The sequence below is a fragment of the Dyadobacter sp. LHD-138 genome (assembly GCF_030929615.1).
Lineage (GTDB): Bacteria > Bacteroidota > Bacteroidia > Cytophagales > Spirosomataceae > Dyadobacter.
Genome location: NZ_JAVFVU010000061.1, coordinates 1 through 26,049 on the forward strand (window position 1 = coordinate 1; position 26,049 = coordinate 26,049).

The window sequence follows — 26,049 nt, forward strand, 5'->3', positions numbered from 1 at the left end:
AAGTTAAGCCCAGAACCGCCGATGATACTTGGGTCAAACCTGGTAAAGTAGGTAGTCGCCACAATACCATTGCAATGCAAAAGCCACTCTGAATAAGGGTGGCTTTTTGCGTTTAGGAGATTTTATGATAAAAAAATTCGATCCGCAACAAAGTTTATTTTATATAACTATTGCAAGACTCGACTCCTTTTTAATATATTTGTAATAGACTTAAATCTGTCGCAATTTAAAACATGACAATTACTTCAAATATTACATGGTGGTGGCGCGCACGTCTTAATAAGATGGACGAGTAAGCTCTATTGTGTAGTATAAGATCTATTATATACTTTCCAAGCGGCTAGCTGTTCATCTGACAGCTAGCCGCTTTTTTGTTATATCTCTATTCCAATGAAAAATATGTCCTCTTTAACCAAAACTTACTCCATCACCACCCGGCACAAAAAACTGCTGGCCGACACCTTAACACCTGTTTCCATCTATCTGAAACTTCGCGACCGTTTTGTCAATACCATACTGCTCGAAAGTTCGGATTATCATGGTAATGAGAACTCCTTTACATACATCTGCTGTGATCCTGTTTCTTCATTTAAACTAAATAACAATATTGTCACGCAGAAATACCCTGACGGTACCGATGAGACATTTACCCTCAATAAACGCAAAGACGCCGTACAAGCCCTCTATGGCTATGCACAGAGCTTTGTTTCGGAGAAAAACGGATTCCCCTTTATAACCAACGGGCTTTTTGGCCACATGACTTACGATGCCGTAACCTATTTTGAGGATATCGAAATCCAGCCAACAAACGCTGAGACCGAAATCGACCAGATTTTTTACCAGGTTTACCGCTACGTGATCGCCATTAACCATTTCAAAAACGAATTATACATTTTTGAACATCAATACGGGGAGACTAGCCAGGAAAGCGGGCTGGACCAGATTGAAGCGCTCATCAAAAACAGAAATTTCCCGCAGTACGATTTTAAAATAACATCCGACGAAAGCTCAAACGTGACCGACGACGAAATGAGGGGTGTTATTCAAAAAGGTATTGATCACTGTTTGCGTGGCGATGTATTCCAGATCGTACCTTCCCGTCGTTTCAGCAGAGATTTCCAGGGCGACGAATTCAATGTATACCGTGCGCTCCGTTCGATCAACCCTTCCCCATATCTTTTCTACTTCGATTACGGCAATTATAAAATATTCGGTTCTTCACCGGAAAAGCAGATTTTTATTAAAAATGGTCAGGCAGAGATTCATCCGATCGCAGGGACTTTCCGCAGGACTGGAGACGATCAGGCCGACGCAGAGGCGGCACAACAACTCCTTAATGACCCAAAAGAGACCGCTGAGCACGTGATGCTGGTGGATCTGGCAAGAAATGACCTGAGCCGCAGCTGCGATGCTGTAAAGGTCACGAATTACAAAGAGGTCCAGTATTATTCCCATGTGATCCACCTGGTTTCAAAAGTGGTTGGCAAGATGAACGATGGCGTTAATCCGTTACAGCTTGTCGCCGATACCTTCCCGGCCGGTACACTTTCAGGAGCTCCGAAACACAACGCGATGAAACTGATCGATCAGATGGAAACCAGCAACCGCAGCATTTACGGCGGGGCCATCGGGTTTATGGATTTCAACGGAGATTTCAACCACGCCATCGCCATCCGTACTTTTTTAAGCAAGGATAATACGCTGTTTTATCGTGCCGGCATGGGCGTTGTAGCCAAATCAAATGTAGAAAGCGAGTTACAGGAAATTAATAGCAAGCTGGCTGCGTTACGTAAAGCAATTGACGTAGCTGAAGAAATCTGACGGACAAAATCACCAGGGCTATGGGACAGATAAAAATTTATGGTTTGAAGGAACATCTGATACCGATCCGCGCGCAGGTTTCCAACACCTTGCATGGTTGTGTCGTCGATGCTTTCCAGTATCCCGAAAACAAACGTGCACACCGTTTTTTCTATCTGGATCAGGAAGATTTTTTCTATCCGGCAGGAAGGAGCAGCCAGTATACGATCATCGAAATTTCATTGTTTGAAGGCCGTTCGGTTGCTGCCAAGAAAAGATTGTACCAATTCATTTTCGACCGTTTTGAGCGCGAATTAGGCATCTCTCCCAACGATATTGAAATAACCCTGACCGAAACACCGCTGCATAACTGGGGTATCCGGGGCAAACCAGCCGACGAGCTTTTGCTCGATTACAGCATCAGCGTTTAATTAAGATTCGGAGTACTTTTTAGATAACCTCTTACATTAACCAGAATACGGCCAAAGCCAACTGCCGGAAGCCGATCGCTATACGAACATGAAAATACTTGTTTTAGATAACTACGATTCTTTTACCTATAACCTGGTTTACATCCTCCGCGAACTTCACGGCCATGTAGACATTTTCAGGAATGATAAAATTACGCTGGAAGAAGTTGATCAATATGATAAAATCCTTCTTTCGCCCGGGCCCGGTATTCCATCGGAAGCTGGTATTATGCAGGACCTCATCCGTCAGTATGGCCCTACGAAAAGCATCTTAGGAATTTGCCTTGGCCATCAGGCTATCGGCGAAGTTTACGGCGCCAGTCTGGAAAATATGACGGACGTACTGCACGGAATCAGCGATAAAGCCATTATTACCGACCCTACTGAGCGTATTTTTCAGGGTCTTCCGTCCGAAATTCAGGTGGGAAGGTATCACTCCTGGACCGTTGTTCCGGAAACTTTTACCGATGACCTGCGGATAACAGCCCTGGACGAAGCGGGCAGAGTGATGGCGCTTTCGCATAAAACCTATGACGTAAAAGGCGTTCAATTCCATCCGGAGTCGGTATTGACCGACCACGGAAAAGCAATGCTGCGAAACTGGTTAAACCTGTAATCCACTTAATCTTTCTCTAAATAAAAAGGCAAACGCCACCTATGGATTTTTAGCACCATGAAAAACATTCTCGGACATTTATTTGAATACAAAGTATTAAGTAAGGAACAAGCCAAGGAAATTCTGATCGGTATCAGTTCCGGTCAATATTCCAATTCGGAAATAGCCTCTTTTCTGACGGTTTTCGCCATGCGCAGCATCACCGTTGAAGAACTTGAAGGTTTCCGTGACGCCATGCTGGAAATGTGCCTGAAAGTGGATCTTTCGGCCTACGATCCCATCGACGTCTGCGGAACGGGCGGGGACGGCAAGGATACCTTCAATATTTCGACGTTATCCTGTTTTGTGGTTGCCGGCGCCGGTCAGCGTGTGGCCAAACATGGTAATCATGGCGTATCGTCGCTGTGTGGTTCTTCAACCGTTTTAGAGTTTCTGGGTGCTAAATTCACCAATGATAAATCGATTCTGGAACGTCAGATCGACGAAGCCGGGGTTTGTTTCCTGCATGCGCCGCTTTTTCATCCGGCTATGAAAAACGTTGCACCGGTCCGCAGGGAACTGGGTATAAAAACATTCTTCAATATGCTCGGGCCTATGGTCAATCCGGCCTCACCGGGAAAGCAGCTGGTTGGTGTTTTTAGTCTTGAATTAGCCCGACTTTTTGCTTATCTTTACCAACAGACTGATAAACAGTTTCTGGTTGTTCACGCCCTAGACGGTTACGATGAAGTGTCATTAACAGGTGCATTCAAAATCATAACAGCTCATACAGAGCAAGTTCTGACTCCTTCCCTCCTCGGGTTGGACACGTTGCGCGCCTCCGAACTTTCCGGCGGAGAAACTGTTGAAGCTTCCGCCAAAATTTTCATGAATGTATTGAATAATGAAGCTACATCAGCCCAAAAACAGGCTGTACTGGCTAATTCAGCATTGGCGCTTCACTGTGCCAATCCAAAATTATCCTTACTTGATGCCGTTGAAACTGCCCGTGAATCGCTGGAAAGCAAAAAGGCCTTGGCGAGTTTCAAAAAACTGACAGCAGCATGATAACAAACCTGGATCAACTCGATTTGAACGCAACATACAGCTATGCCGATTATCTAAAATGGCAGTTCGAAGAGCGCGTGGAGTTGATCAAGGGAAAAATATTTAAGATGTCACCGGCCCCGGCCCGTAGGCACCAGCGCATTTCCGGCCGTTTTCACGCTGCTTTATTCAACTTTCTGGACAATGCGACTTGCCAGGTTTATCACGCCCCGTTTGATGTGCGTCTTACACTAAGGAAAAGCGATACCACAAATAGAATTTATACGGTTGTGCAACCTGATATTTGTGTGATTTGTGACACGACTAAGCTGGATGATAAGGGCTGCATAGGGGCCCCGGACTGGATTATAGAAATTCTTTCTCCTGGTAATTCTCAGGTGGAAATGAAAAATAAATTCGAGGTATATCAGGAGAATGGCGTTAAAGAATATTGGCTGGCAGAGCCAACCACTGAAACGATTTTTGTGTATGTCTTAAACGAGGAAGGAAAATACATTGGATTACATCCGTTCACAACGGCTGATGTTCTCACAAGCTACATCCTTCCTGATTTTAAACTAAACGTTGCCGATATTTTCAAAGATTAAAAAAGATGATAAGACGTTTTGGACTGATTTGTTTTTTTGCACTTTTAACTGCTTGCTTTTTTTCAAAGTCAAGTGCAAAAAACATCGGCTCCGACCCATCTGAAAATACGCGCACGGAAAAGAAAAAATATAACTACCTACTGTATCTCCCAAAGGAGTATAACGTTGCAAAAAAGAAATATCCGCTGGTCATTTACCTCCACGGAAGCTCACAGCGTGGTAATGATCTAAACAAGCTGAAAGCCTATGGACTACCTCAGCTAATTGAAAAAGGAAGGAATTTTGAATTCATTATTGCCTCACCCCAATGCCCTGATGGCGTCACCGACTGGTCCTCCGAAAACTGGTTTGATTCTTTATTTGTTTATTTAAATACCAAATACCGGATCGATCCTGACAGGGTATATCTCACGGGCATAAGCATGGGGGGCGGCGGAACTTTTGAAATTGCCAAAAAATATCCTGATAAATTTGCCGCATTGGTGCCTTTGTGTGCATGGAACAGTGCTATTACAAATATTTGCAATATCCGTCACATACCCACCTGGACGTTTCATGGGAAACTGGACGACATTGTGCCAATCGCAGAAACCGAAGAAAAGGTAAAAAAACTGCGGGATTGTAAAGGAAATACAACCTTTACGGTGCTGGAAAACGACGGACATGGAATCCAGTGGCTTTACGAGAAAAACGATACATACGACATCTACGAGTGGATGTTAAAGCATAAAAGGGAAGCTAAATGAATATATTAGAAAAAATTGTTGCGCGTAAAAGAGTCGAAATTGCGTTAGCCAAACAGCTCAAAAGCATTGCAGACCTGGAAAAAGAGGAATTGTTTTCACGTACCTCAACTTCCCTGACTGATGTTTTGAGAAGCACCTCTTCGCCTCGCATTATTTCAGAATTCAAAAGAAAATCTCCTTCCAAGGGGGTTATTAACGGGGCTGTGACACCGGAGGTCGTTACCGCGGATTATGTTGCGGCAGGGGCAGCAGCACTTTCCGTTTTAACCGATATCGACTTTTTCGGCGGTTCTTTCGATGATTTTTTAAGAGCCAGAAAAGCAAATCCACAGATCCCCATGCTGAGAAAAGACTTCATCGTGGATGAGTACCAGCTTTTTGAAGCAAAATCGATCGGTGCAGATATCATTCTTTTAATAGCAGCCTGCCTTGAACCTTCCGAGGTAAAATCACTCAGCGAAAAGGCTAAGGATCTTGGTCTGGAAGTGCTTCTCGAAGTGCATAATGCCGAAGAGCTGGCACAAAGTTTGTGCGACACGGTTGATATCGTTGGTGTCAATAACCGGAACCTCAAAACATTTGAGACTTCCATTCAGACATCCATCGACCTCAGTGCTCAAATTCCTGATTCCTTTGTAAAAATATCCGAAAGCGGATTAAGCGACGCTGAGACCATTATCGAATTATTTTCTTACGGATATAAAGGATTTTTGATCGGAGAAACATTCATGAAAACAACCAATCCGGGAGCAGCGCTGGTGGCCCTGCAAAATAATTTGTCACAATTAGCCAACAGAAACCCTCACGTTATATGAAAGTTAAAGTTTGTGGAATGCGCCAGCAAGGCAACATCGAAGCCTTAATAGAATTACAGCCAAATTTTATCGGATTTATATTTTCTGAGAAGTCTCCGCGTTTCGTCGGCAACGAACTGGATCCGGAATTTGTCAAAAGTATACCGAACACCATCAAAAAAGTAGGTGTTTTTGTGAACGCAAGTCCGGGCTATATCCTGGATACGGTCAAAAAATATGACCTGCAATATGCACAGCTGCATGGCAATGAATTGCCGGATATGTGTCGCAGCATTCGTCAGAAAGGTGTAAATATCATCAAGGCGTTCTCCATGCACGACCAGTTTAACTTTGCCATGCTGAACAATTACAAATCGTTCTGCGATATGTTTTTGTTTGATACCAAAGGAGACAATCCGGGTGGAAACGGAAAGGCTTTTGACTGGAGTCTTTTGAAAAAATACGATAACGAAAAACCTTTCTTCCTCAGCGGAGGGGTAGGTTTGGACAATATAGATGAAGTGATCGCCCTGTCGAAAACCATGCCTATTTACGGAATAGACGTAAACAGCATGTTTGAAACCGAACCCGGCGTTAAAGATATTTCAAAACTGAGAGCGCTTTTCGATAAGGTCAGAGTAAAAAAAGAAGAGCAGGCAGAAGCATAAACTTATGGAAGCAGTACAAGAAAAAAATTCTTACCAGGCCAACAGCCAGGGATATTACGGAACATTCGGAGGCGCATTTATACCTGAAATGCTTTATCCAAATGTGGAAGAATTGCGCGAAAATTATCTTCAGATTATTTCAGAACCTTCATTCAAGGCAGCATACGACGACTTGCTTAAAAACTATGTGGGCCGTCCTACGCCGCTTTACCGTGCCAACAGGCTTTCTGAAAAATACGGAACCAATATATTTCTGAAAAGGGAAGACCTTTGCCATACCGGAGCACACAAGGTCAACAATACCATCGGGCAGATTTTACTTGCTCAAAAACTTGGTAAAAAACGCGTTGTAGCCGAAACCGGTGCCGGACAGCACGGTGTGGCTACTGCCACGGTTTGCGCTTTGATGAATATCGAGTGTATTGTGTACATGGGCGAGCTGGATATCGAACGCCAGGCGCCCAATGTGGCCCGTATGAAAATGCTGGGTGCAGAAGTCAGAGCGGCAACCTGCGGGTCCAGAACACTGAAAGATGCTACCAATGAAGCCATGCGTCACTGGATCAACAATCCGGTTGATACGCATTATATCATTGGCTCGGTTGTGGGACCGCATCCTTATCCGGATATGGTTGCGCGCTTCCAGTCCATCATTTCCGAGGAAATAAAATGGCAGCTGAAAGAACAGACGGGGAAAGAAAATCCCGATTATGTGGTGGCCTGTGTAGGCGGCGGAAGCAATGCAGCCGGTGCATTTTACCATTATCTTGACGATCTGGAAACGAAACTGGTTGCTGTGGAAGCGGCAGGACAGGGTATAACTTCCGGTCACTCGGCAGCCACAACGGCTTTGGGAACACCTGGAGTTTTACACGGAAGCCGCACGATTCTGATGCAAACAGAAGACGGTCAGGTGGTGGAACCTTATTCGATTTCGGCTGGTTTGGATTATCCGGGAATAGGTCCTCAGCACGCATACCTCTACGATAGCGGAAGAGGCACGTTTTTATCCGCTACGGACGAAGAAGCTGTAACGGCGGCCTTTGAGCTTACCCGCATGGAAGGAATCATTCCAGCGCTTGAATCGTCACATGCACTGGCGGTTTTGGGGCGTTTGGGCGCAACGGCAAATGAAACTGTCGTGATCAATCTTTCCGGAAGGGGCGATAAGGATATGGCGACTTATATGAAATACATTAAATAATAGCCGTCGGCTATCGGTTTTTGACTGTCTGCTTTTGAACGAAGCACCCCGTCTTTAACCAATAGCCGACTGTTGTTACTTTTATCATTTTTTTCGTATTAATATCTGATTTAAACATGATTTACGATGGCTACACTGGCATTACCGGAAGTATTTGAAATGCGCCTGAAAGTTCAGGAGCTGGAAAAGAAAGTAAATTCAGGAGAATTATCTTTGTTTGAAAGATGTGAAATTGAAGACGAAATTCTTGAATTGAAAGAACAACTGGGCGAGTTTGACCGCCTGAAAGTCAGCGATGAAGGCGAATGCCTGAACTGTTCCGCATAAAGATTTCCCTTTTACTCAACGCAATCATGATCGTATTGTAACCATTACCATTGATTGTACGATGAACACACACACACTATTTACGGTTGGGCACTCCACTCATCCACCGGATTATTTTCTCGACCTTTTAAAAAAACACGGGATTACCTGCCTTATTGACGTCAGAAGCGTTGCGGCCAGCGCCTATAACCCTCAATTCAATAAAGAACCGTTATCCGCTTTTTTGAAAAAAAACGGGATTACCTATCTGCATTTCGCCAAAGAATTCGGCGCCAGACATACGGATCCCACACTTTTAGACGAAAATTCAAAAGTGGATTTTGAAAAAGTCCGCAATTCGGATGATTTTAAAAGCGGTGTCAAAAGGGTTATTCAGGGTTTTAAAAAAGGTTTTGTCATTGCCCTGATGTGCTCCGAAGCCGAACCGATCGACTGCCACCGTTTTTCGATGGTTTCTGTGGCGCTTCAGCGACTCGGATTCGATGTTCAGCATATTCTTAAGGATAGTACCTTATTGACGAATGTGCAGCTTGAAAAGGCGTTATTAAAGAAATTTCATAAAAAATTACCGGTTCCCACTGTATTTGATCCTGATGTCTCCATTCAGGATCAAATTACGGTTGCCTATCACTTAAAAAATCAGGAGATCGCATTTTCTCCCTACACACACGATTCAGAAGAAAAAATATGATTAAGCTATACACCATTGGTTTTACCGAAAAACCAGCGGAAGCATTTTTTAATCTTTTAAAGAGTTCAGGCGTCAAACAAATCATCGACACCAGAATAAATAATGCTTCCCAATTAGCCGGTTTCGCAAAAGGAACGGACCTGCAATACTTTGCCAGAACAATCGGCAATATCTCCTACGAACACAACCTCGATTTCGCACCGACAAAGGCGCTTTTATCGCTGTACAGGGCCAAAAAATTGAGCTGGGCTGCGTATGAAACGGAGTATCTGAACCTGCTGGACATGCGGAAAATCGCGCAGAAAACCGATATTGAGAAGCTGCACGAAAACTGCCTGTTATGCAGCGAACACCAACCCGACCATTGTCACCGAAGGTTATTAGCTGAATATTTGCGTCTTGTAAGAAATGATGTCCGGATCATCCATTTGACCTGATTTCGGTTACATGACAATTCGTTTTGTCTGTTTAGCCAATTCTATCAAAGAAGGGGGAAGGTGCCTGGCAGGCATCGAGCTAAACAATAGCAATGAGCCGATCATTGGAATAAATGGCCCGAAATGGATACGCCCGATATGTAAAACCCAGCATGGCAAAATTTATACGCATTGGGTAACCCATATAAAACTGCTGGATATCGTTGAAATAGAACCGGCCGGTTTTCCGGCCAAACCATCTTATCAGTCTGAAAATGTTTTCTTTAAGGATGAATATTTAAAAGTCGTCGGGCGGTTTGACCGTCGTCGGCTGCATGATTTATGCGACAATCACTATTACATTTTCGGAAATTGGGGAAAGACACTTTCCACAGAGGAAATCATTCCGCTGAACCATTCACTTTTGTTGCTGCATGTTAGTCAGTTCAACATAACTGAGAAGATCTCTCCGGATAAAAAACACCTTCGTTTACATTTTCAGTACAATGAAACGCACTATGATTTTCCGATAACCGATCCTGTTTTTACACAGCTTTACACGAACAATGCAGACATTTTAACGGGAATAAAAAATCTTTATTTATGTATTTCGATAGGTATAAACTTCAATGACTGGTATTATAAGCTTGTCGCCGGAATTATTTCTGACTCATCCTAATTTGGATTATTAATGATAAATTGCCCAACTTTTAAATCAAACCTAAAATAAACCTATTCAAAATGAAATACATTTCTTTATTTTTGGCCGGTTTTCTACTTTTTGGAACCATCGCTTACGCTAATTCGGATAAAAAACCTGCCGCTAAAAAAATGCTACGTCACGCCGTATTATTCAAATTTAAAGATTCTGCCACACCGGCTCAAGTAAAAGAAGTTGAAGATGCTTTCCGCAAGCTTCCTTCCAAAGTGAAAGAGGTTAAGGGTTTTGAATGGGGCACAAACAACAGCCCTGAAGGACTTAATCAAGGTTTCACCCATATGTTTTTCGTTTCTTTTGATAGCGAAGCAGGACGTGCAGCTTACCTGCCTCATCCAGAGCATAAGGCGTTTGTGAAAGTTTTGGAACCACATTTAGACAAAGTTTTAGTGCTTGATTACTGGACACAGGAATGAACAGAATAGTAAATCTTTTTGATACAAACCCAACAGATCAGCCAGGTCAGGGGCTTCTGAACGTATATTTTACGGCCGGATTTCCTGCGCTGAATGATACAAAAAAAATACTCACAGCCTTACAGGAAGGCGGCGCAGACCTCGTTGAAATAGGCATGCCTTATTCCGATCCTGTGGCTGACGGAGAGACGATTCAAAAAAGCAATGAGAAGGCTTTGGAAAATGGTATGTCCGTGAAACTGCTTTTTGATCAATTGCAGGATATGCGTAAAACCGTTTCAATTCCCGTGTTATTGATGGGTTACGTTAACCCGGTGATGCAGTATGGTATTGAAAATTTCTGCAAAAAATGCGCGGAAGTAGGGGTAGACGGGCTTATTTTACCTGATATGCCTATGGATGTTTATCTGAATGAATACAAATCCATTTTCGATTCGTACGGTATTCTGAATATTTTCCTTGTGACGCCACAAACCTCGGAAGCCCGCATTCGTCAGATAGACCAGGCCAGTGAAGGGTTTATTTATACGGTTTCCTCGGCCAGCGTTACGGGTTCAAAAAGTGGGGTAAGTACCGACATGGAATCTTATTTCAACCGGATCAATGCCATGAATTTGCGTAATCCGCGTCTGATCGGTTTTGGGATCAAGGACAACGCAACCTACGTCAAGGCCTGCAATTATGCCAGCGGCGCCATTATTGGAAGCGCATTTATCAGGGTTCTGGAAGAAAGCAAGGATCTTGAAAACGATATACGCCATTTTGTTCAGGAAATAAAAAACCCTGCTTCTGCGGTCATAAACGCATAAGCCGGTTTCTAAAACATCTGGTATCAATTTTTAACAAACAATCCGGTAAACGGGTTGTTTGTTTTTTGTTTCAGGCCTATGAAAATCACGATTAGCATCTTCCTGCTGCTAATCCTTAGCTGTTTCAGCACGTCTTCAAGTACCCGGTCCGGCATCGGCGCCGAATAGCGCTTTCCCTCTGGAATCTTTCAAAATCGCGTAAAAAATAGTATATTAGTCGGCTCTATGGTCAGCGGGGGAAATCGTACTTTTTACTTTGTTAAATCGTTACCATAGTAATCCATACAATCCCTGACCCTATGGCGGCTTTTACACCAGTAATGGAAGGATTACTCCTTCGTATTCAGGAATACCGGCAAAAGTATTACCAGAATAAACTTTTGAAAGGAATTATCTTTTCAGCGGCATTGCTTCTGAGTGTGTATCTGTTATTCAACACACTTGAATATTTCGGTCGTTTCAGTTCTGCTGTACGCGGCACGTTGTTCTTCGGTTTTTTAGCCATCCTGCTGTTTTCGTTCTTTCAGTGGGTAGTTCAGCCACTCATTCATTTATTAGGCCTTAAAAGACCTCTTTCTGATGAAGATGCGGCGTTACAGATCGGGCAGTATTTTCCGGAAGTGGGTGATAAGTTGTTAAATACGTTACAGCTCAGAAATCTTTCCGGTACGCAGTCGGACCTTATTGAGGCCAGTATCCGGCAAAAATCAGGGCAATTACTGATTGTCAAATTTTCGGATGCCATACGTTTCAATGAAAACAAAAAATGGCTCAAATATGCCATTTATCCGTTAGCAGCCATCGGCGTTATTTTGCTTTTCAATCCTTCATTTTTTACTTCCAGTTCTGACAGGATCATTCATTTCAGAAAGAATTATACCTACGCACCATTTTCATTTCAGCTCGAAAATAAAAGCCTGAAGGCATTCCGTAATGAAGATTTTACGCTAAAATTAACCTTAAAGGGCGAAGCCTTGCCCCAGGACGTTTACCTGATCCAGAACGGTACGCGGTTTAAACTGACCCCTGAAGGAAATCAGCATTATTCATATATCTTTAAAAACATTCAGCGCGAGGCGGCATTTTCTTTTGAAGCGGCCGGTTTCGTTTCTGATGAATATAAACTTAACGTAATGGAGCGGCCTTCTCTGCTCTCGTTTGACGTGAACCTGCACTATCCGGCTTATCTGCACAAGCCGTCTGAGGGATTGAATAACGTGGGGAATTTGTCCGTTCCGGAAGGGACGACCATTGAGTGGAATTTTAATACTTCTTCCACGAAATCGCTGGGTATCCGCTTTGAAGGCGATTCGCTTTTATACAAGGCCACAGAAAACGATGATAAAGGTTTTCAGGTTACAAAGCGTTCCGTCCGTCGTTCGTCGCAATACCAGATTCAGCTGAAAAATGATGAGGCAGCCAATGCAGATAAGATCGGTTATTATATCAACGTCATCCCGGATAAATTTCCGGTTATGTCGCTGGAAAACTTCCAGGATACGACCTTGTATAATTATCTGGTTTTGGGCGGTTCCATCAGCGATGATTACGGTTTCTCTCAACTGAAGCTGTTCTATTCCGTTCAGCGCGAAAATGAAAAGAAAGAATCGGTACCAAAATCCATCCCGATTCCCTTTAATAAAACCGTCAACACACAAAGTTTTTACTTCCAGTGGTATGTCGACAGCCTTAAACTCGCCCCAGGCGATAAGATCGAATATTATGCCCAGGTATGGGATAACGATGGCGTGAACGGCGCAAAAAGTGCCCGTTCAAGATCTATTCAATTCACAGTGCCATCAAAAGATCAGCTGGAAGCAGAAATCAGGAAATCTGAGCAGAATACGGAAAACCAGATCGAGTCTGCGATGAAAAAGGCACAGAGTCTGGAAAAAGACCTGCACGCATTGGATGATCGCCTGAAAAGTAATAAAGATCTTGATTTCAAAGAGAAAAAACAGATCGAAGAAGTACTTAAAAAACGGGAGGAACTGATCAAAGAATTGCAGGCGCTTCAGGACAAGAACCAGAGCATGAATGAAAAGGCGAAACAGTTCAGCCAGCAAAGTCCCGAATTACAGCAAAAACTGAATCAGCTTCAGAAACTGATGGCTGAGCTGACAGATAAGGAGACGGACAAACTTTACAAGGAACTCCAGAAATTGCTTGATCAGAAAAAGAGCGAGCGCATGTCCAATATGCTCGACAAGCTTAAAAACAAGGAACATAATCTTGAAAAGGAACTGGAACGCACCTTGAAGCTCTTCAAGCAAATGCAGATGGAACAGAAAATGGAAAATCTAGTCGATAAGCTTGACAATTTAGCCGAGAAAGAGGAGAAACTGGCCGATAAAACGCAGGAAAACGATAAGAATAAAAATGCCGATGAGAAAAAAGGGAAGAATGAAGACCTGAAAAATGAACAGGAGAAAATCCAGGAAGAATTCGACAAGGCGAAAGAAAACGCAAAAGAGATTGAGGAGTTAAGTAAAGAGCTCGAAAAGCCGGTAGACACCAAGCAAGAGGAGCAAAAAAACGCTTCTGAGCAAATGAAAGAAAGCAAGGAGCAACTTGGTAAGCAACAAAATTCCAAAGCTTCACAGGCACAGAAAAAGGCCGCGAAATCGATGCGTGAAATGTCTGAGTCAATGTCCGAAGCCATGGAAGCTGCCGAGATGGATCAAATGGAGGAGGATATGGATGCATTGCGTGATATTCTGGAAAACCTGATCACCTTGTCTTTCGATCAGGAGAAGCTGATGAAAGATTTCAGAGGTGTCAATTTACAGGATCCACGTTTTATAAAACTTGGGCAGCAACAGCTGAAATTAAAAGACGATGCAAAAGTGGTTGAGGATAGCCTGTATGCTTTGGCCAATCGTGTGGTACAGATTCAGTCATTTATTACACGGGAACTGAATGACATGAAGCAGTACATGGACGAAAGTGTCAAAAGCATTAAAGACCGTAACATCAGTATCGCCACATCGAAACAGCAATTCTCGATGACGTCTATGAATAACCTGGCGCTGATGCTCAGCGACGTTTTCAAGCAAATGCAGCAGCAAATGGCGATGGCCATGCCGGGGCAGGGTAAAGGCAAAAAGGGAAAACAAAAAGGACAGCAGCAGGGCATGGGCGAGATGCAGGAAAAGCTGAACGGAAAAATCAAGCAGTTGGGATCAGGTAAGGAAGGGCAGGGCAACTCGTCCGAACAGCTTGTGAGAATGGCTGCTGAGCAGGCGATGATCCGTAAGATGATTCAGGAATTGATGGATTCGCAGAAAGGCACCGAGGCCGGAAAAGCGATGGGTGAAGAGCTTCAGGAAATCATGGATAAAATGGACGAGAATGAGACCGATCTTGTCAACAAGCGCATTACGCCGGAACTGATAAAACGTAACCAGGAAATAACAACCCGGTTGCTGGAATCGGAAAAAGCGATGAAAGAGCAGGATGAAGACGAGGAGCGTAAAGCGCAAACCGCCAAACAAACACCGCGTCAACCGCCGGCAGCCTTCGAGAAATACATTCAGGAAAAGGAAAAACAAACCGAGCTACTGCGCACCATACCACCGACTTTTTCGCCTTTCTACAAGCGGGAAGTGGACACTTACTTCCGTAAATACCAGTCAAAGAACTGATTACTAATACATTTTGTTTTGATTTAGCCTGTTTTAAGAAACGTAACAATCCTTAAAATAGGTTAAATCGCAGACGAAATTGACGGTTAATTAAATCGTAATTAGATACTTACTACCTTTATACCAAATTTTCTTTTCGGTTTAGGATTAAACTGGATGGAAAATTTGATATAACTCATTAAAACACAGTCCATTCTGAATTAATAGTATGCTAAAATTCTTCTCGGAAGAGATCGATTTCAAACTTCCTTTTCCATTAAAAACATCAAAATGGATTAAAACAATCTCTAAATCAGAGGGTTATGATTTGGGTGATTTGAATTATATTTTTTGTTCCGATGAATATCTTCTGGAGATCAACAAACAATACCTGGATCACGACTATTACACCGACATCATCACCTTCGACAACAGTGAAGAAGAAGGAAAAATCGAGGGTGATATTTATGTGAGCGTGGATCGTGTAAAAGAAAATGCCGAGGAGTTTGGCGTTGATTTCGAAACTGAAATGCGCCGGGTTTTAATTCACGGGCTCTTGCACTTAATGGATTACACAGATACCAGTGAAGAACTGAAGACGCAAATGCGAGCGAAAGAAGATGAATGCCTTTTGCTTTTTTAAAAATATTTCCACGTGGAACACTTTTGAAATATTTCAAAAATACGTTTCACAGCAAAATAAGTAAAACTTAAAATTCTATGTTTCAAGAATATGATGTAATCGTAGTAGGAGCCGGTCACGCCGGTTGCGAAGCAGCTGCCGCAGCTGCGACGATGGGCTCCTCCGTTTTACTCATTACAATGAATATGCACACCATAGCACAGATGTCGTGTAACCCGGCCATGGGTGGTGTTGCCAAGGGTCAAATTGTGAGAGAGATTGACGCGCTCGGAGGACAGTCAGGAATTGTGAGCGATAAGACCATGATCCAGTTTCGGATGCTGAACCTATCGAAGGGTCCGGCCATGTGGAGCCCGCGCTGCCAAAGCGACCGGATGATGTTCGCGCTAGAATGGAGGAGCGTTCTGGAGAATAATCCAAACGTAGATTTTTGGCAGGACACCGTCAAGGAAATTTTGCTTGACGGCGATCAGGTTACCGGTGTTAAGACAAGCCTCGGTATCGAGATCAAATCGAAGTCTGTAGTACTCACCAACGGAACCTTCCTGAACGGACTGATCCACATCGGTGAAAAAAATTTCGGGGGAGGAAGAACCGGTGAAAAAGCAGCGACCGGAATTACCGAGCAACTTAAGAGTCTTGGCTTCGAGGCTGGCCGCATGAAAACCGGAACACCACCAAGAGTCGATGGGCGTTCTCTAGATTACTCAAAAATGGAAGAACAACCAGGTGACGAAAACCCCTCAAAATTCTCCTACAAAAATACGACGAAACTCAGCAAGCAAAGAAGCTGCTGGATCACGTACACGAATAACGAAGTACACGAAATTCTCAGGACCGGTTTCGAAAAGTCTCCGATGTTCTCCGGAAGGATAAAAGGGCTCGGCCCAAGATACTGTCCTTCAGTGGAAGACAAGATCAATCGTTTTGCCGATAAAGATCGCCACCAGATTTTCGTAGAGCCGGAAGGGTGGGACACTGTCGAGGTATACGTGAATGGTTTCTCCACTTCACTTCCGGAAGATGTTCAGTACGCCGCGCTAAAGAAAATCCCGGGATTCGAAAATGTCAAGATGTTCCGTCCGGGTTACGCGATCGAATACGACTATTTTCCACCGACACAATTGAAATCAACCCTCGAAACACACCGGATCAAAAATCTGTTTTTCGCAGGACAAATCAATGGTACTACAGGATATGAGGAAGCCGCCTGTCAGGGATTGATGGCCGGGATAAACGCGCACAGAAATGTTCACCAGCTGGAGCCTTTTGTACTCAAAAGATCCGAGGCTTATATTGGCGTACTTATCGACGACCTGATCAATAAAGGGACCGAAGAACCTTACCGCATGTTTACGTCCCGTGCCGAGTACCGAACGTTGCTGCGCCAGGACAATGCCGACATACGCCTAACCGAAAAAGGATTTGAAATCGGGCTTGCCGATCAGGAACGTCTCGACAATGTCCGTCAAAAAATTCGGCAGGTTGAAGAGATCATTTCGGAATTGACAGGTCACAAATTGCAACCCGAAGAAATCAATCCGACACTCGAGGAACTTGGCTCCGCACCGATTCGCGAAAAGACTTCAGTAACCCAACTTCTTAAGAGGCCGCAGCTTTCTATCAGTGAAATCACCGGATCAGTTCCTGTCATTTATGCGCTTCTCGAAAAGTATGGCGAGGACACCATTAAGCAAGCTGAAATTCATATCAAATATGACAGCTATATAGAAAAGGAAAAACTATTGGTCGAAAAAATGAACCGGCTCGAGGACCTCAGTATCGTTGACAATTTCAACTACGATATCGTCACTTCCCTTTCATTTGAAGGTCGTGAAAAACTGAAGAGAACCAGGCCTTCGACCATTGGCCAGGCATCGCGGATCAGCGGTGTCAGTCCTTCAGATATCTCTGTGCTCATGCTATTCATTGGAAGATAAATGTCTTTAGAAACTTTAACTCAGTGCCCGGTTTGTCAAAGTACCAGCTTCAGTAATTATCTGAATGTTGAAGATTACACCGTTTCAAAGAAAGAATTCACAATCCAGCAGTGCAATGCGTGCTACTTTCTTTTCACGAATCCAAGACCTCCCATGGAAGAAATAGGGGCCTATTATCAGTCCCAGGATTACATTTCTCACCATGATGAAGCGAAAGATCTCATGAGTAGAATCTACACCGCTGTGCGCAATTATACGATCGGACAGAAGATAAAACTGATCACGGGTCTTCACGCCGGAAAAGGATCTCTGCTCGATATCGGTTGCGGAACAGGCAATTTTTTACAGGCGGTTAAGGAGACAGGCTGGCTCACAGCTGGTGCTGAACCCGACGGCGGTGCACGGGAAATTGCGGCAAAAAGGATAGGAGAGAACGTATTTGAAAGCATCTATGCCAACGAACTGACCGCTCAGAAATATGATGTTATCACCATGTGGCACGTGCTGGAGCACGTTCATTTGCTGAATGAAACCATTGACTGGCTAGCTGAACACCTCAATCCAAATGGAAAGATTATCATTGCCGTGCCCAACCCGCAGTCGCCGGATGCCACGCGATATAGCCGCTTCTGGGCCGCTTATGATGTCCCAAGGCACCTTTATCATTTCACGAAAGATTCAATGGCTCTGCTGATGAAAAAACATAGTTTGAAGGTTGATAAGATCCATCCGATGTGGTTCGATTCATTTTATGTCAGCATGCTAAGTACGAAATACAAGGCAAAAAAGGTCAACCTGTTCGACAGCATCAAGACTGGTCTGATGTCCAATATCAAGGGCAATTCGAGCACGTCAGAAGGCTTAAATACGTCCAGTCTGATCTACATCATTTCCAAAATTTAATGATCCGCTAAACCACTGAAAGCCCTCAATACAGTATGCCGTATTGAGGGCTTTTGTTTAATTATTTACCATATGCTTAAGAAGTATTTTCTGCTCATCGCTTGTATTTTTCTACTCTCCAAATGCGCCCAGGTGGTAGCACCAACAGGAGGGAAAAAGGATATTATTCCTCCCAATTTAATTGAAAGCATCCCACCAAACCGCACGCTGAATTTTAAGGATAACAAGATATCCCTGTTCTTTGACGAGTACGTGATAATCGACAATATTACTCAAAAACTGATCATCACCCCGGAGGCTGACAACCCTTATAGCTTCAAGCAAAAAGGCACTTCTGTAGAGCTAAATTTTAAGAAAAAATTCCAGGATAGTACCACTTATACGCTCAATTTCGGAGACGCGATCAAGGATTATGCCGAGAAAAATCCGGCAAAAAACCTCAAGCTGGTTTTCAGTACAGGCAGCTCCCTGGACTCCGGGCGCATCTACGGAACCGTTAAAGACCTACGCTCCAACAAGCCAATTTTCGATGCCCTGGTGGGACTTTATAATATCAGCGACACGCTGAATATCGTCAAACAAAAGCCGTTCTATTTCTCAAGAACAGACAGCAGCGGACGGTTTACAATAGAAAATGCCCAGGTAAAAGACTATAAATTATTCGCATTGGACGACAAAAACCGTAACCTTTTGTACAACGCCAAAGACGAAAGAATAGGCTTTTTGAGCAAACCTGTTAACGCAGGCTCTGACTCTTTGAACTATAACCTGAGTCTGTTTTTATCTGATAACACGCCTTTCCGCGTACAGCGAACCATCCCTAAAGTCAACAATTACACGGTCGTTTTTAACAAAGGAGTGGAGAAAGTAGACGTCCATTTTATGAATAAAGACACCATTCCGTACGTGTTGGAAAACAATATTCAGCTCAAATTCTTTAATGTACAGCCCCATCCGGACACGACTTATATACGGATGTCCGTGACAGATTCGCTCGGAATCACGGCTCAGGATACCATTAAAATCACGTTTCAGCAGCAAAGAGGAAAGGAACGGCAGCGCGATGCATTTACCATGACTTCGCTTCCACAGCAAAACAAACCGCTGTCAAAAATCTTCGAATATGAGCTTCAGTTAAGCAAACCTGTAAGTTTTATCGATGATAAAAAGATCCAGTTGATTACCGACAGTCTGACTAAAGAGCCCTTAAGCAACTTCAAGTGGACCTGGAATAAGTTTCATAATCAGATCAAAATAAGCGGCAAATCGGCCGCTAAAGACAGTATCAAATGGGAATTCCCCAAGGGAAGTTTCATTAGTGTAGAGGGGGATACCTTGGCTAAAATGCTGATCAAACACCCGGTTCTTAATGAAGACGACTATGGAATTTTAAGAGGTGCTGTAAACAACGCCGACAGTTCAGCCCATTTCATCATCGAATTGGTCGACCAGGAATATAAAACACTTCAGTCGCTTTACACCTCACCCTATACATTCCGGCACATTCCTCAAGGAAATTATTTCCTACGGCTGATTCTCGACACCAATAACAACAAAAGATGGGACACAGGTTTGCCTGTAGAGAATAGACAGCCGGAGAAAATCATATACTTACCGGAAAAGCTCCTGATCAAAGCGAATTTTGAGATCAATGACACCAATTTTGACTTGTCCACACTCAAGGACTAGTATTTTCTTATACACTTTATGTGGATAACTATGTGGATATGTCCGAAAATCTGTGGGTAAATAACAGAATTTTGTTAACAATTATGTGGATAACCCCTGTTTCGTGTGGATAAATTTCAAGTTTCAAATCTAAAGTGGACAATCCACATCTAAATAGAAGTTAACAGTACGTTAATACACTGTAGAGAATGTGTATAACTTTTTAAGCACCTTAAGTCGAGTTACCAACAGTCCGATGTATATAAATAATTTCTTACCTTGTGACTCAACAACTTAATTGTGGACAAAAATAAAAACTCCAGTGGATAAACCCTAACAGTTATCCACAAATTGTGGATAACTGTGTTAATCTATAGTGGAAAAGATACTTATAGACATATCCACAGTGCTAGAGAGTAGTAATAACTAAAAAAGAAATTTTTTTTATCTATTATGAAAAAAGGTTTTAAGAGGTTATTGATCTACATAATTCTTTCCGGGGCCGGGGTGACGGCACAGGCCCAGACCGAAAAAGAAATGGCTGAGGAGTATTATAAAAAGAATGACTGCTCCAAAGCGCTGACTTATTATACGACGCTTCTTAAAGCCGGTTTTGACAAGGGTTATCTTAAAAATTACACCGGCTGCATCACCAAAACAAAAAGCTGGAACGAGGCAGAACAGTTCTTCAAGAAGCAGATTAAGAATGACGCATTCAATTCGGCCTGGTACTATATATACTGGGGAGTGTTGATGAACGCGCAAGGAAAGGCGCAGGAGGCCGAGAAAAAGAATGAACAAGCATTGAGTGCTTCTGGCTTAAGGATTGATCTGAAGAGAGATATGGCCGATGAATTCAGATCAGCGGGACAACCTGAATGGGCCAAAAAGGCATTGATGAATGGTCGGGAAGTTTCCAAAAGGAATGATCTGTTTCAACTTGAGCTGGCCAGTGTCTACCGGGATTTGAATGAGCCTGAAAAAATGATCGATGAGTTGTTGTCGTATGGTACGCGCTATCAGAATATCGAAGTGGTACAAAACATGCTTCAGGATTTCACAAAGGATGAAAAGGAGCAGGCACTTTTGGAAAAAGTATTGTACGATAAGATCCAAAAGTTTCCGAATGAGGGTTTTTATAATGAGCTGCTGATCTGGTATCAGGTTCAAAAGAAAGACTTTTACAAGGCATTTATTCAGGAAAGGGCGCTGGACAAACGATTTAAACATAACGGGGCGAGGCTTTATAACCTGGCCATGCTGGCGCTTCAGAATGAGGATTATGTGAATGCGGGAGCCATATTCGACTATCTGGTGAAGGAATATCCAAAGGGACAGCTGTATCCTGTTGCTCGTCGTATGGCTATATTTTCGCGCGAAGAGCAGGTGAAAAATACGTATCCGATAAAACGTGAAGAGGTTCAGAAGTTGCTGGGACAATATCAGCAGCTTGTCGATGAGTTGGGGGTCGGCCTCAGGACTATTGAAGCGCTGCGGAATATGGCAACCCTGAATGCTTTTTATCTCGACGATTTCAAGAAGGCCATCCAGATCATGCAAATGGCTATTGATGCAGGCAGGCAAGAGAAAATGTTTGTCGATAAATGCAAGCTGGATCTGGGCGATATTTATCTTTTGCAGGGAGAGCCCTGGGAAGCGTCATTGCTTTACTCGCAGGTTGAGAAGTCGCAAAAGGATGATCAACTGGGTTATGAAGCCAAATTGCGTAATGCGAAACTCCATTACTTTAAAGGAGATTTTGCCCTGGCCAAAGAGGTCCTTGATATTTTGAAGAAGGCTACTTCCAGGGAAATTGCCAACGATGCCAACGAGTTGAGCCTGCTTATTATGGACAATACGGGATTGGATAGTTCGGAAACTGCGATGAAGGAATATTCGAATATTGAGCTTTTGCTTTTCCAAAATAAAAAATACCAGGCGATTGATTCACTCAAATACCTTTACGAAAAATATCCGGAGCATAGTTTGTCAGACGAAATTTTGTGGTTGATGGCAAACACTTATGTCAAGCTTGACAGTAACCAACAGGCGATGGCCTCTTTGAAATTGCTTTATTCAAAATTCGGCGTTGACATTCTTGGGGATGATGCGTTGTTTGAGATGGCAAGACTGAATCAGGAAAAACTGAACAACAAAGATGAGGCGATGAAGTTGTACCAGGAGTTAATGGAAAAATATCCCGGAAGCATTTTTGTCGCGGAGTCCCGAAAACGATTCAGGATTTTGCGAGGCGATGTTGTAAATTGATTTAAGAAAATTAAAAAAGGAAAAGGGAAGTCATTTTGGCTTCCCTTTTCCTTTTTACGTTTTAAAATTTGCGATCTGTTGCCTGATTGATCTCATCTGTTTAAACCTCAGGCGGTAAAATTCGCTGGAATATTACTTCAATCGATTCATTAGTAGCGACTTAAAGTCTAAAAATGATGGTTTCATTTTTATCGAACTTTTTTCAATGGAAAGCAACAATTGAAGTCTTTCAGGAATTTCGACGGATTTTCCTAAAGTTTCTTCCACCAGATCGATAAATTTGGCCGGATGTGCTGTTGAAAGAAAAACGCCGGTAAAATTCCCATCTGAATTTTGGCGGTACTCCTGAAGCCCGCGGTAAGCGATGGCGGTATGAGGACAAAGGACATAATTTGCATTTCCATAAACTTCGCGCATCGATTTCTGCGTTTGCGCGTCGTTGAAAAAATATCCGGAAATTTTTTCGCGGACAAGATTCCAGTCGTCACCAAAGAACCGTGTCATTCTTACGAAGTTGCTCGGGTTGCCTACATCCATCGCATTGGAAATTGTTTCGATGGAAGCGTGAGGTTCGAAGACTCCATTTGTCAAATATCTCGGTACGGCATTGTTAAGATTGGTCGAAGCGATAAAATGTTCTACCGGCAGTCCCATGCGATAGGCCAGAAGTCCTGCACTCAAATTCCCGAAATTTCCGCTTGGCACAGAGAAAACAAGAGGTTTACCCAGATGTTTTAGCTGCGCGTAGGCAGAGAAAAAGTAAAACGATTGCGGGATAAGCCTGGCAATGTTGATCGAGTTGGCAGAAGCCAAATTGAACTTTTCTGTTAACTCGCTGTCAAGAAATGCTTCCTTGACCAATTTTTGGCAGTCATCAAAAGTTCCGTCGATTTCCAGAGCGGTTACATTATGTCCGAGCGTTGTCAGTTGCTTTTCCTGAATTTCACTCACCTTTCCGCTTGGGTAGAGGATGGTAACAGAAATGCCCGGAACTTTGTAAAAGCCCTGAGCAACAGCGCCTCCGGTATCTCCCGATGTTGCCACAAGGATTTGAATTTCCTTTTGAGATTTTACCAAAAAATATGACATGACAGCCGCCATGAAACGTGCGCCGAAATCTTTAAACGCCATGGATGGGCCATGGAATAGCTCTAAAACGTAGTCTTTTGGCGTAATTTTTAAAACAGGGGCTTCAAAATCATAAGCACTTTCTATAATTTTTTCAATATCCTTCCGGGGAATATCCTCGCCTAGAAGTGTCGCTGTTACTTCGACAGCAATCTCTTTGAACGTTCTGTTTTCAATCGTATGTAGAAAATCTTCTGAAATTTTCGGAATGAATTCAGGCATGTAAAGGCCGTTATCCGGTGGCAGGCTCCTGAATACGGCTTCTTCCAGGGATGCTTTCAGGGAATTTGTCTTGGTACTGTAAAATATCATTATATAGGTGAAATATGTTCGCGCAGTAAAAGCACAAATTTAACTAAAATACCTGCGTGTGAGGCAAATTGCAGATGTAATTTGAGAAAAGTATATAACTTGCCTTGTCAAAACAAGTATTACTCAAACAACATATTTTTTGTGGATTTGCCGTTCTGCGGTTACGGCGTAATTTTGCAGTGAAATTATTTTAATGGATAATTTTCAGTAAAATCGGTCCGGGATATGCCGGAATTTCATAAAAGTTCGCTGTTTTCTGAGTGCAGGTTGATTTATTTAAAAATTTATATAAAAGAGTATGTCGCAAGGTATTTTTAGTGTCCCGGCTTTAAGAAATGAGCCTGTGAAAAACTACGCTCCGGGAAGCCCCGAAAGAAGCGAGTTGAAAATAGCGCTTGAAGAAGCGAGATCAAAACAGATTGAAATTCCGCAATATATTGGTGGTAAAGAGATCTTTTCTCAAAAAAAACACCGTGTCTCGCCGCCACATGATCACCAGCATACACTTGGGTATTTGCATGAAGGCAGTGCCGAAGATGTAAAAAAGGCGATCGGAGAGGCACTGGAAGCGCGCAAAACATGGTCGTTGATGCATTGGGAACAGCGTGCAGCTATTTTCTTAAAGGCAGCTGATTTGATCGCTGGACCTTACCGGGCTGAAATGAACGCTGCGACCATGTTGGGGCAGTCAAAGAACGCCTACCAGGCAGAGATCGATTCAGCTTGTGAGATTATCGATTTCCTTCGTTTGAATGTTAATTTCCTGACAGATATCTATAAGCAGCAGCCGGTTTCTTCGGACGGTGTTTGGAATCGTATGGAATATCGTCCTTTGGAGGGATTTGTTTTTGCTATTACGCCTTTCAATTTTACGGCCATTGCGGGGAATCTTCCGGCAGCACCCGCGCTGATGGGTAACGTTGTGCTTTGGAAACCCGCATTTACGCAGGTATACGCAGCCAATGTGATTATGAAAGTGTTTAAAGAAGCCGGCCTTCCCGATGGCGTTATTAATATGATTTTGGCGGATGGGCCTGTTGCTGGCGATATCGTCTTCAAAAATTCGGATTTTGCCGGGATTCACTTTACGGGAAGTACAAAGGTATTTCAGACCATCTGGAAAGAGATCGGCGAAAATATAGCAGGTTATAAGACCTTTCCCCGGATTGTCGGCGAGACAGGCGGAAAAGACTTTGTTTTGGCGCATAAGTCGGCGAATGCAAAAGCTTTGGCAACGGGATTGATCCGGGGTGCCTTTGAGTACCAGGGACAAAAATGCTCCGCTGCTTCCCGTGCTTACATTCCTTCCAATTTGTGGGAAGAGGTAAAAGGATATATGTTGACTGATCTGGCGGAAATCAAAATGGGAGGCGTTGAAGATTTTTCCAATTTTGTTAATGCGGTTATCGACGAAAAATCCTTTGATAAAATTGCTTCCTATATAGAAGGTGTAAAAAGCAATCCGGGAGATGCTGAAATTGTTGCAGGGGGAACGTTTGACAAGAGCAAAGGGTATTTTGTCCAGCCAACGATTATTAAGGCTGCAAAGCCGGATTATGTAACGATGTGTGATGAAATATTCGGACCGGTTCTTACCGTGTATATATATGATGCCGATAAGTTCGAGGAAATTATCCCGATTGTTGATTCTACCTCTCCCTATGCATTGACGGGTGCCGTGTTCGCGCAGGATCGTTACGCGATTCAATACGCAACGGAACATCTGGTGAATGCTGCGGGTAATTTTTATATCAATGATAAGCCAACGGGCGCGGTAGTGGGGCAGCAGCCTTTTGGCGGAGCGCGTGCTTCCGGTACCAATGATAAGGCGGGATCTGTGTTAAACTTACTTCGCTGGGTTTCTCCGCGGGTAATAAAGGAAACATTGGTTTCGCCTGAAAACTATAAATATCCCTTCCTTTTGGCTGAATAATTGGATAATTATTTTGAATAGTTTGAATACTTAAAGAACTTTCAAAAAAATGAAAATATTTCTTGCTATGGATTTGCATCCACAAAAAGTTTTTCTACCTTTGCAATCCCAATCGCAGACAGAGGAAACGAAAAGAGAGTAAGAAAGTCGGGATTGGTACTGTTCTTTGACATGATGAGATAAACTAAAAGAGTAAGAAAAACTCGTTTAAGAAGATACCGTGACATTCTTCGGGATGATCACAAACAAAAATTTACAATGGAGAGTTTGATCCTGGCTCAGGATGAACGCTAGCGGCAGGCTTAATACATGCAAGGCGAGG

The 26,049-nt window shown here is 43.2% G+C and carries 23 protein-coding genes and 1 rRNA gene; 23 read left to right on the forward strand and 1 reads right to left on the reverse strand.

The window, feature by feature from the left end; translation table 11 throughout:
* The first annotated feature begins 399 nt into the window (after positions 1–399).
* The 21 genes from RB622_RS28555 to RB622_RS28655 all read left to right on the forward strand — a co-directional run bounded on the left by RB622_RS28555 (position 400) and on the right by RB622_RS28655 (position 22,354).
* Entirely contained in the window at positions 400–1,821 is a 1,422-nt protein-coding gene (locus RB622_RS28555) for an anthranilate synthase component I family protein (protein ID WP_308050261.1), read from the forward strand.
* A 20-nt stretch (positions 1,822–1,841) separates the two neighbouring features.
* Positions 1,842–2,231, forward strand: coding sequence for a tautomerase family protein (locus RB622_RS28560; RefSeq protein ID WP_308050233.1), 390 nt, complete (start codon positions 1,842–1,844; stop codon positions 2,229–2,231).
* 88 nt (positions 2,232–2,319) lie between these two features.
* The gene (locus RB622_RS28565) at positions 2,320–2,886 is read left to right on the forward strand and encodes an aminodeoxychorismate/anthranilate synthase component II (RefSeq protein WP_308050234.1); all 567 of its coding nucleotides are present in this window, start codon (positions 2,320–2,322) and stop codon (positions 2,884–2,886) included.
* Between the two features lie 57 nt (positions 2,887–2,943).
* A complete protein-coding gene (gene trpD / locus RB622_RS28570) occupies positions 2,944–3,933 on the forward strand; it encodes an anthranilate phosphoribosyltransferase (RefSeq protein WP_308050235.1) in 990 nt (329 codons plus the stop codon).
* Complete coding sequence (locus RB622_RS28575; RefSeq protein WP_308050236.1) at positions 3,930–4,520, forward strand: Uma2 family endonuclease; 591 nt, start codon at positions 3,930–3,932, stop codon at positions 4,518–4,520. The genes trpD and RB622_RS28575 overlap by 4 nt, the downstream gene beginning before the upstream one ends.
* 5 nt (positions 4,521–4,525) lie before the next feature.
* Positions 4,526–5,266: an alpha/beta hydrolase-fold protein gene (locus RB622_RS28580; RefSeq protein ID WP_308050237.1), complete on the forward strand. Its 741-nt coding sequence runs from the start codon at positions 4,526–4,528 to the stop codon at positions 5,264–5,266.
* Positions 5,263–6,081, forward strand: coding sequence for an indole-3-glycerol phosphate synthase TrpC (gene trpC / locus RB622_RS28585; protein WP_308050239.1), 819 nt, complete (start codon positions 5,263–5,265; stop codon positions 6,079–6,081). Before RB622_RS28580 ends, trpC begins: the two co-directional genes overlap by 4 nt.
* Positions 6,078–6,728: a phosphoribosylanthranilate isomerase gene (locus RB622_RS28590; protein WP_308050240.1), complete on the forward strand. Its 651-nt coding sequence runs from the start codon at positions 6,078–6,080 to the stop codon at positions 6,726–6,728. Before trpC ends, RB622_RS28590 begins: the two co-directional genes overlap by 4 nt.
* 4 nt (positions 6,729–6,732) lie before the next feature.
* Positions 6,733–7,932, forward strand: a complete 1,200-nt coding sequence (gene trpB / locus RB622_RS28595; RefSeq protein WP_308050241.1) for a tryptophan synthase subunit beta — start codon at positions 6,733–6,735, stop codon at positions 7,930–7,932.
* 126 nt (positions 7,933–8,058) lie between these two features.
* A complete protein-coding gene (locus RB622_RS28600; protein ID WP_308050242.1) occupies positions 8,059–8,259 on the forward strand; it encodes a hypothetical protein in 201 nt (66 codons plus the stop codon).
* A gap of 61 nt (positions 8,260–8,320) precedes the next feature.
* Positions 8,321–8,950, forward strand: a complete 630-nt coding sequence (locus RB622_RS28605) for a DUF488 domain-containing protein (RefSeq protein ID WP_308050243.1) — start codon at positions 8,321–8,323, stop codon at positions 8,948–8,950.
* Positions 8,947–9,387, forward strand: coding sequence for a DUF488 domain-containing protein (locus RB622_RS28610; protein ID WP_308050244.1), 441 nt, complete (start codon positions 8,947–8,949; stop codon positions 9,385–9,387). The genes RB622_RS28605 and RB622_RS28610 overlap by 4 nt, the downstream gene beginning before the upstream one ends.
* A 10-nt stretch (positions 9,388–9,397) precedes the next feature.
* Positions 9,398–10,045, forward strand: a complete 648-nt coding sequence (locus RB622_RS28615) for a dual OB domain-containing protein (RefSeq protein WP_308050245.1) — start codon at positions 9,398–9,400, stop codon at positions 10,043–10,045.
* Between the two features lie 62 nt (positions 10,046–10,107).
* Complete coding sequence (locus RB622_RS28620; RefSeq protein ID WP_308050247.1) at positions 10,108–10,500, forward strand: Dabb family protein; 393 nt, start codon at positions 10,108–10,110, stop codon at positions 10,498–10,500.
* Positions 10,497–11,309 carry a tryptophan synthase subunit alpha gene (gene trpA / locus RB622_RS28625; RefSeq protein ID WP_308050249.1) on the forward strand — a complete coding sequence of 271 codons (813 nt, stop codon included), beginning with the start codon at positions 10,497–10,499 and terminating at the stop codon, positions 11,307–11,309. The genes RB622_RS28620 and trpA overlap by 4 nt, the downstream gene beginning before the upstream one ends.
* Positions 11,310–11,629: 320 nt before the next feature.
* Positions 11,630–14,953, forward strand: coding sequence for a DUF4175 family protein (locus RB622_RS28630; RefSeq protein WP_308050250.1), 3,324 nt, complete (start codon positions 11,630–11,632; stop codon positions 14,951–14,953).
* Between the two features lie 208 nt (positions 14,954–15,161).
* Positions 15,162–15,575, forward strand: coding sequence for an rRNA maturation RNase YbeY (ybeY, locus tag RB622_RS28635; RefSeq protein WP_308050251.1), 414 nt, complete (start codon positions 15,162–15,164; stop codon positions 15,573–15,575).
* A gap of 77 nt (positions 15,576–15,652) precedes the next feature.
* The gene (mnmG, locus tag RB622_RS28640) at positions 15,653–17,515 is read left to right on the forward strand and encodes a tRNA uridine-5-carboxymethylaminomethyl(34) synthesis enzyme MnmG (RefSeq protein WP_308050252.1); all 1,863 of its coding nucleotides are present in this window, start codon (positions 15,653–15,655) and stop codon (positions 17,513–17,515) included.
* A gap of 153 nt (positions 17,516–17,668) precedes the next feature.
* Positions 17,669–18,418 (forward strand): class I SAM-dependent methyltransferase, encoded by a 750-nt coding sequence (locus RB622_RS28645; RefSeq protein WP_308050253.1) that lies wholly within the window; start codon positions 17,669–17,671, stop codon positions 18,416–18,418.
* Between the two features lie 72 nt (positions 18,419–18,490).
* Positions 18,491–20,107, forward strand: coding sequence for an Ig-like domain-containing domain (locus RB622_RS28650; protein WP_308050254.1), 1,617 nt, complete (start codon positions 18,491–18,493; stop codon positions 20,105–20,107).
* Between the two features lie 432 nt (positions 20,108–20,539).
* A complete protein-coding gene (locus RB622_RS28655; protein ID WP_308050256.1) occupies positions 20,540–22,354 on the forward strand; it encodes a tetratricopeptide repeat protein in 1,815 nt (604 codons plus the stop codon).
* Positions 22,355–22,486: 132 nt separating this feature from the next.
* Here RB622_RS28655 and thrC read toward each other — a convergent pair whose 3' ends face one another.
* Entirely contained in the window at positions 22,487–23,794 is a 1,308-nt protein-coding gene (gene thrC, locus RB622_RS28660; protein ID WP_308050259.1) for a threonine synthase, read from the reverse strand.
* A gap of 298 nt (positions 23,795–24,092) precedes the next feature.
* Here thrC and pruA point away from each other — a divergent pair, with 298 nt between their 5' ends.
* Positions 24,093–25,727: an L-glutamate gamma-semialdehyde dehydrogenase gene (gene pruA, locus RB622_RS28665; RefSeq protein WP_308050260.1), complete on the forward strand. Its 1,635-nt coding sequence runs from the start codon at positions 24,093–24,095 to the stop codon at positions 25,725–25,727.
* Positions 25,728–25,982: 255 nt separating this feature from the next.
* A 16S ribosomal RNA gene (locus tag RB622_RS28670) occupies positions 25,983–26,049 on the forward strand; the annotation flags it as partial.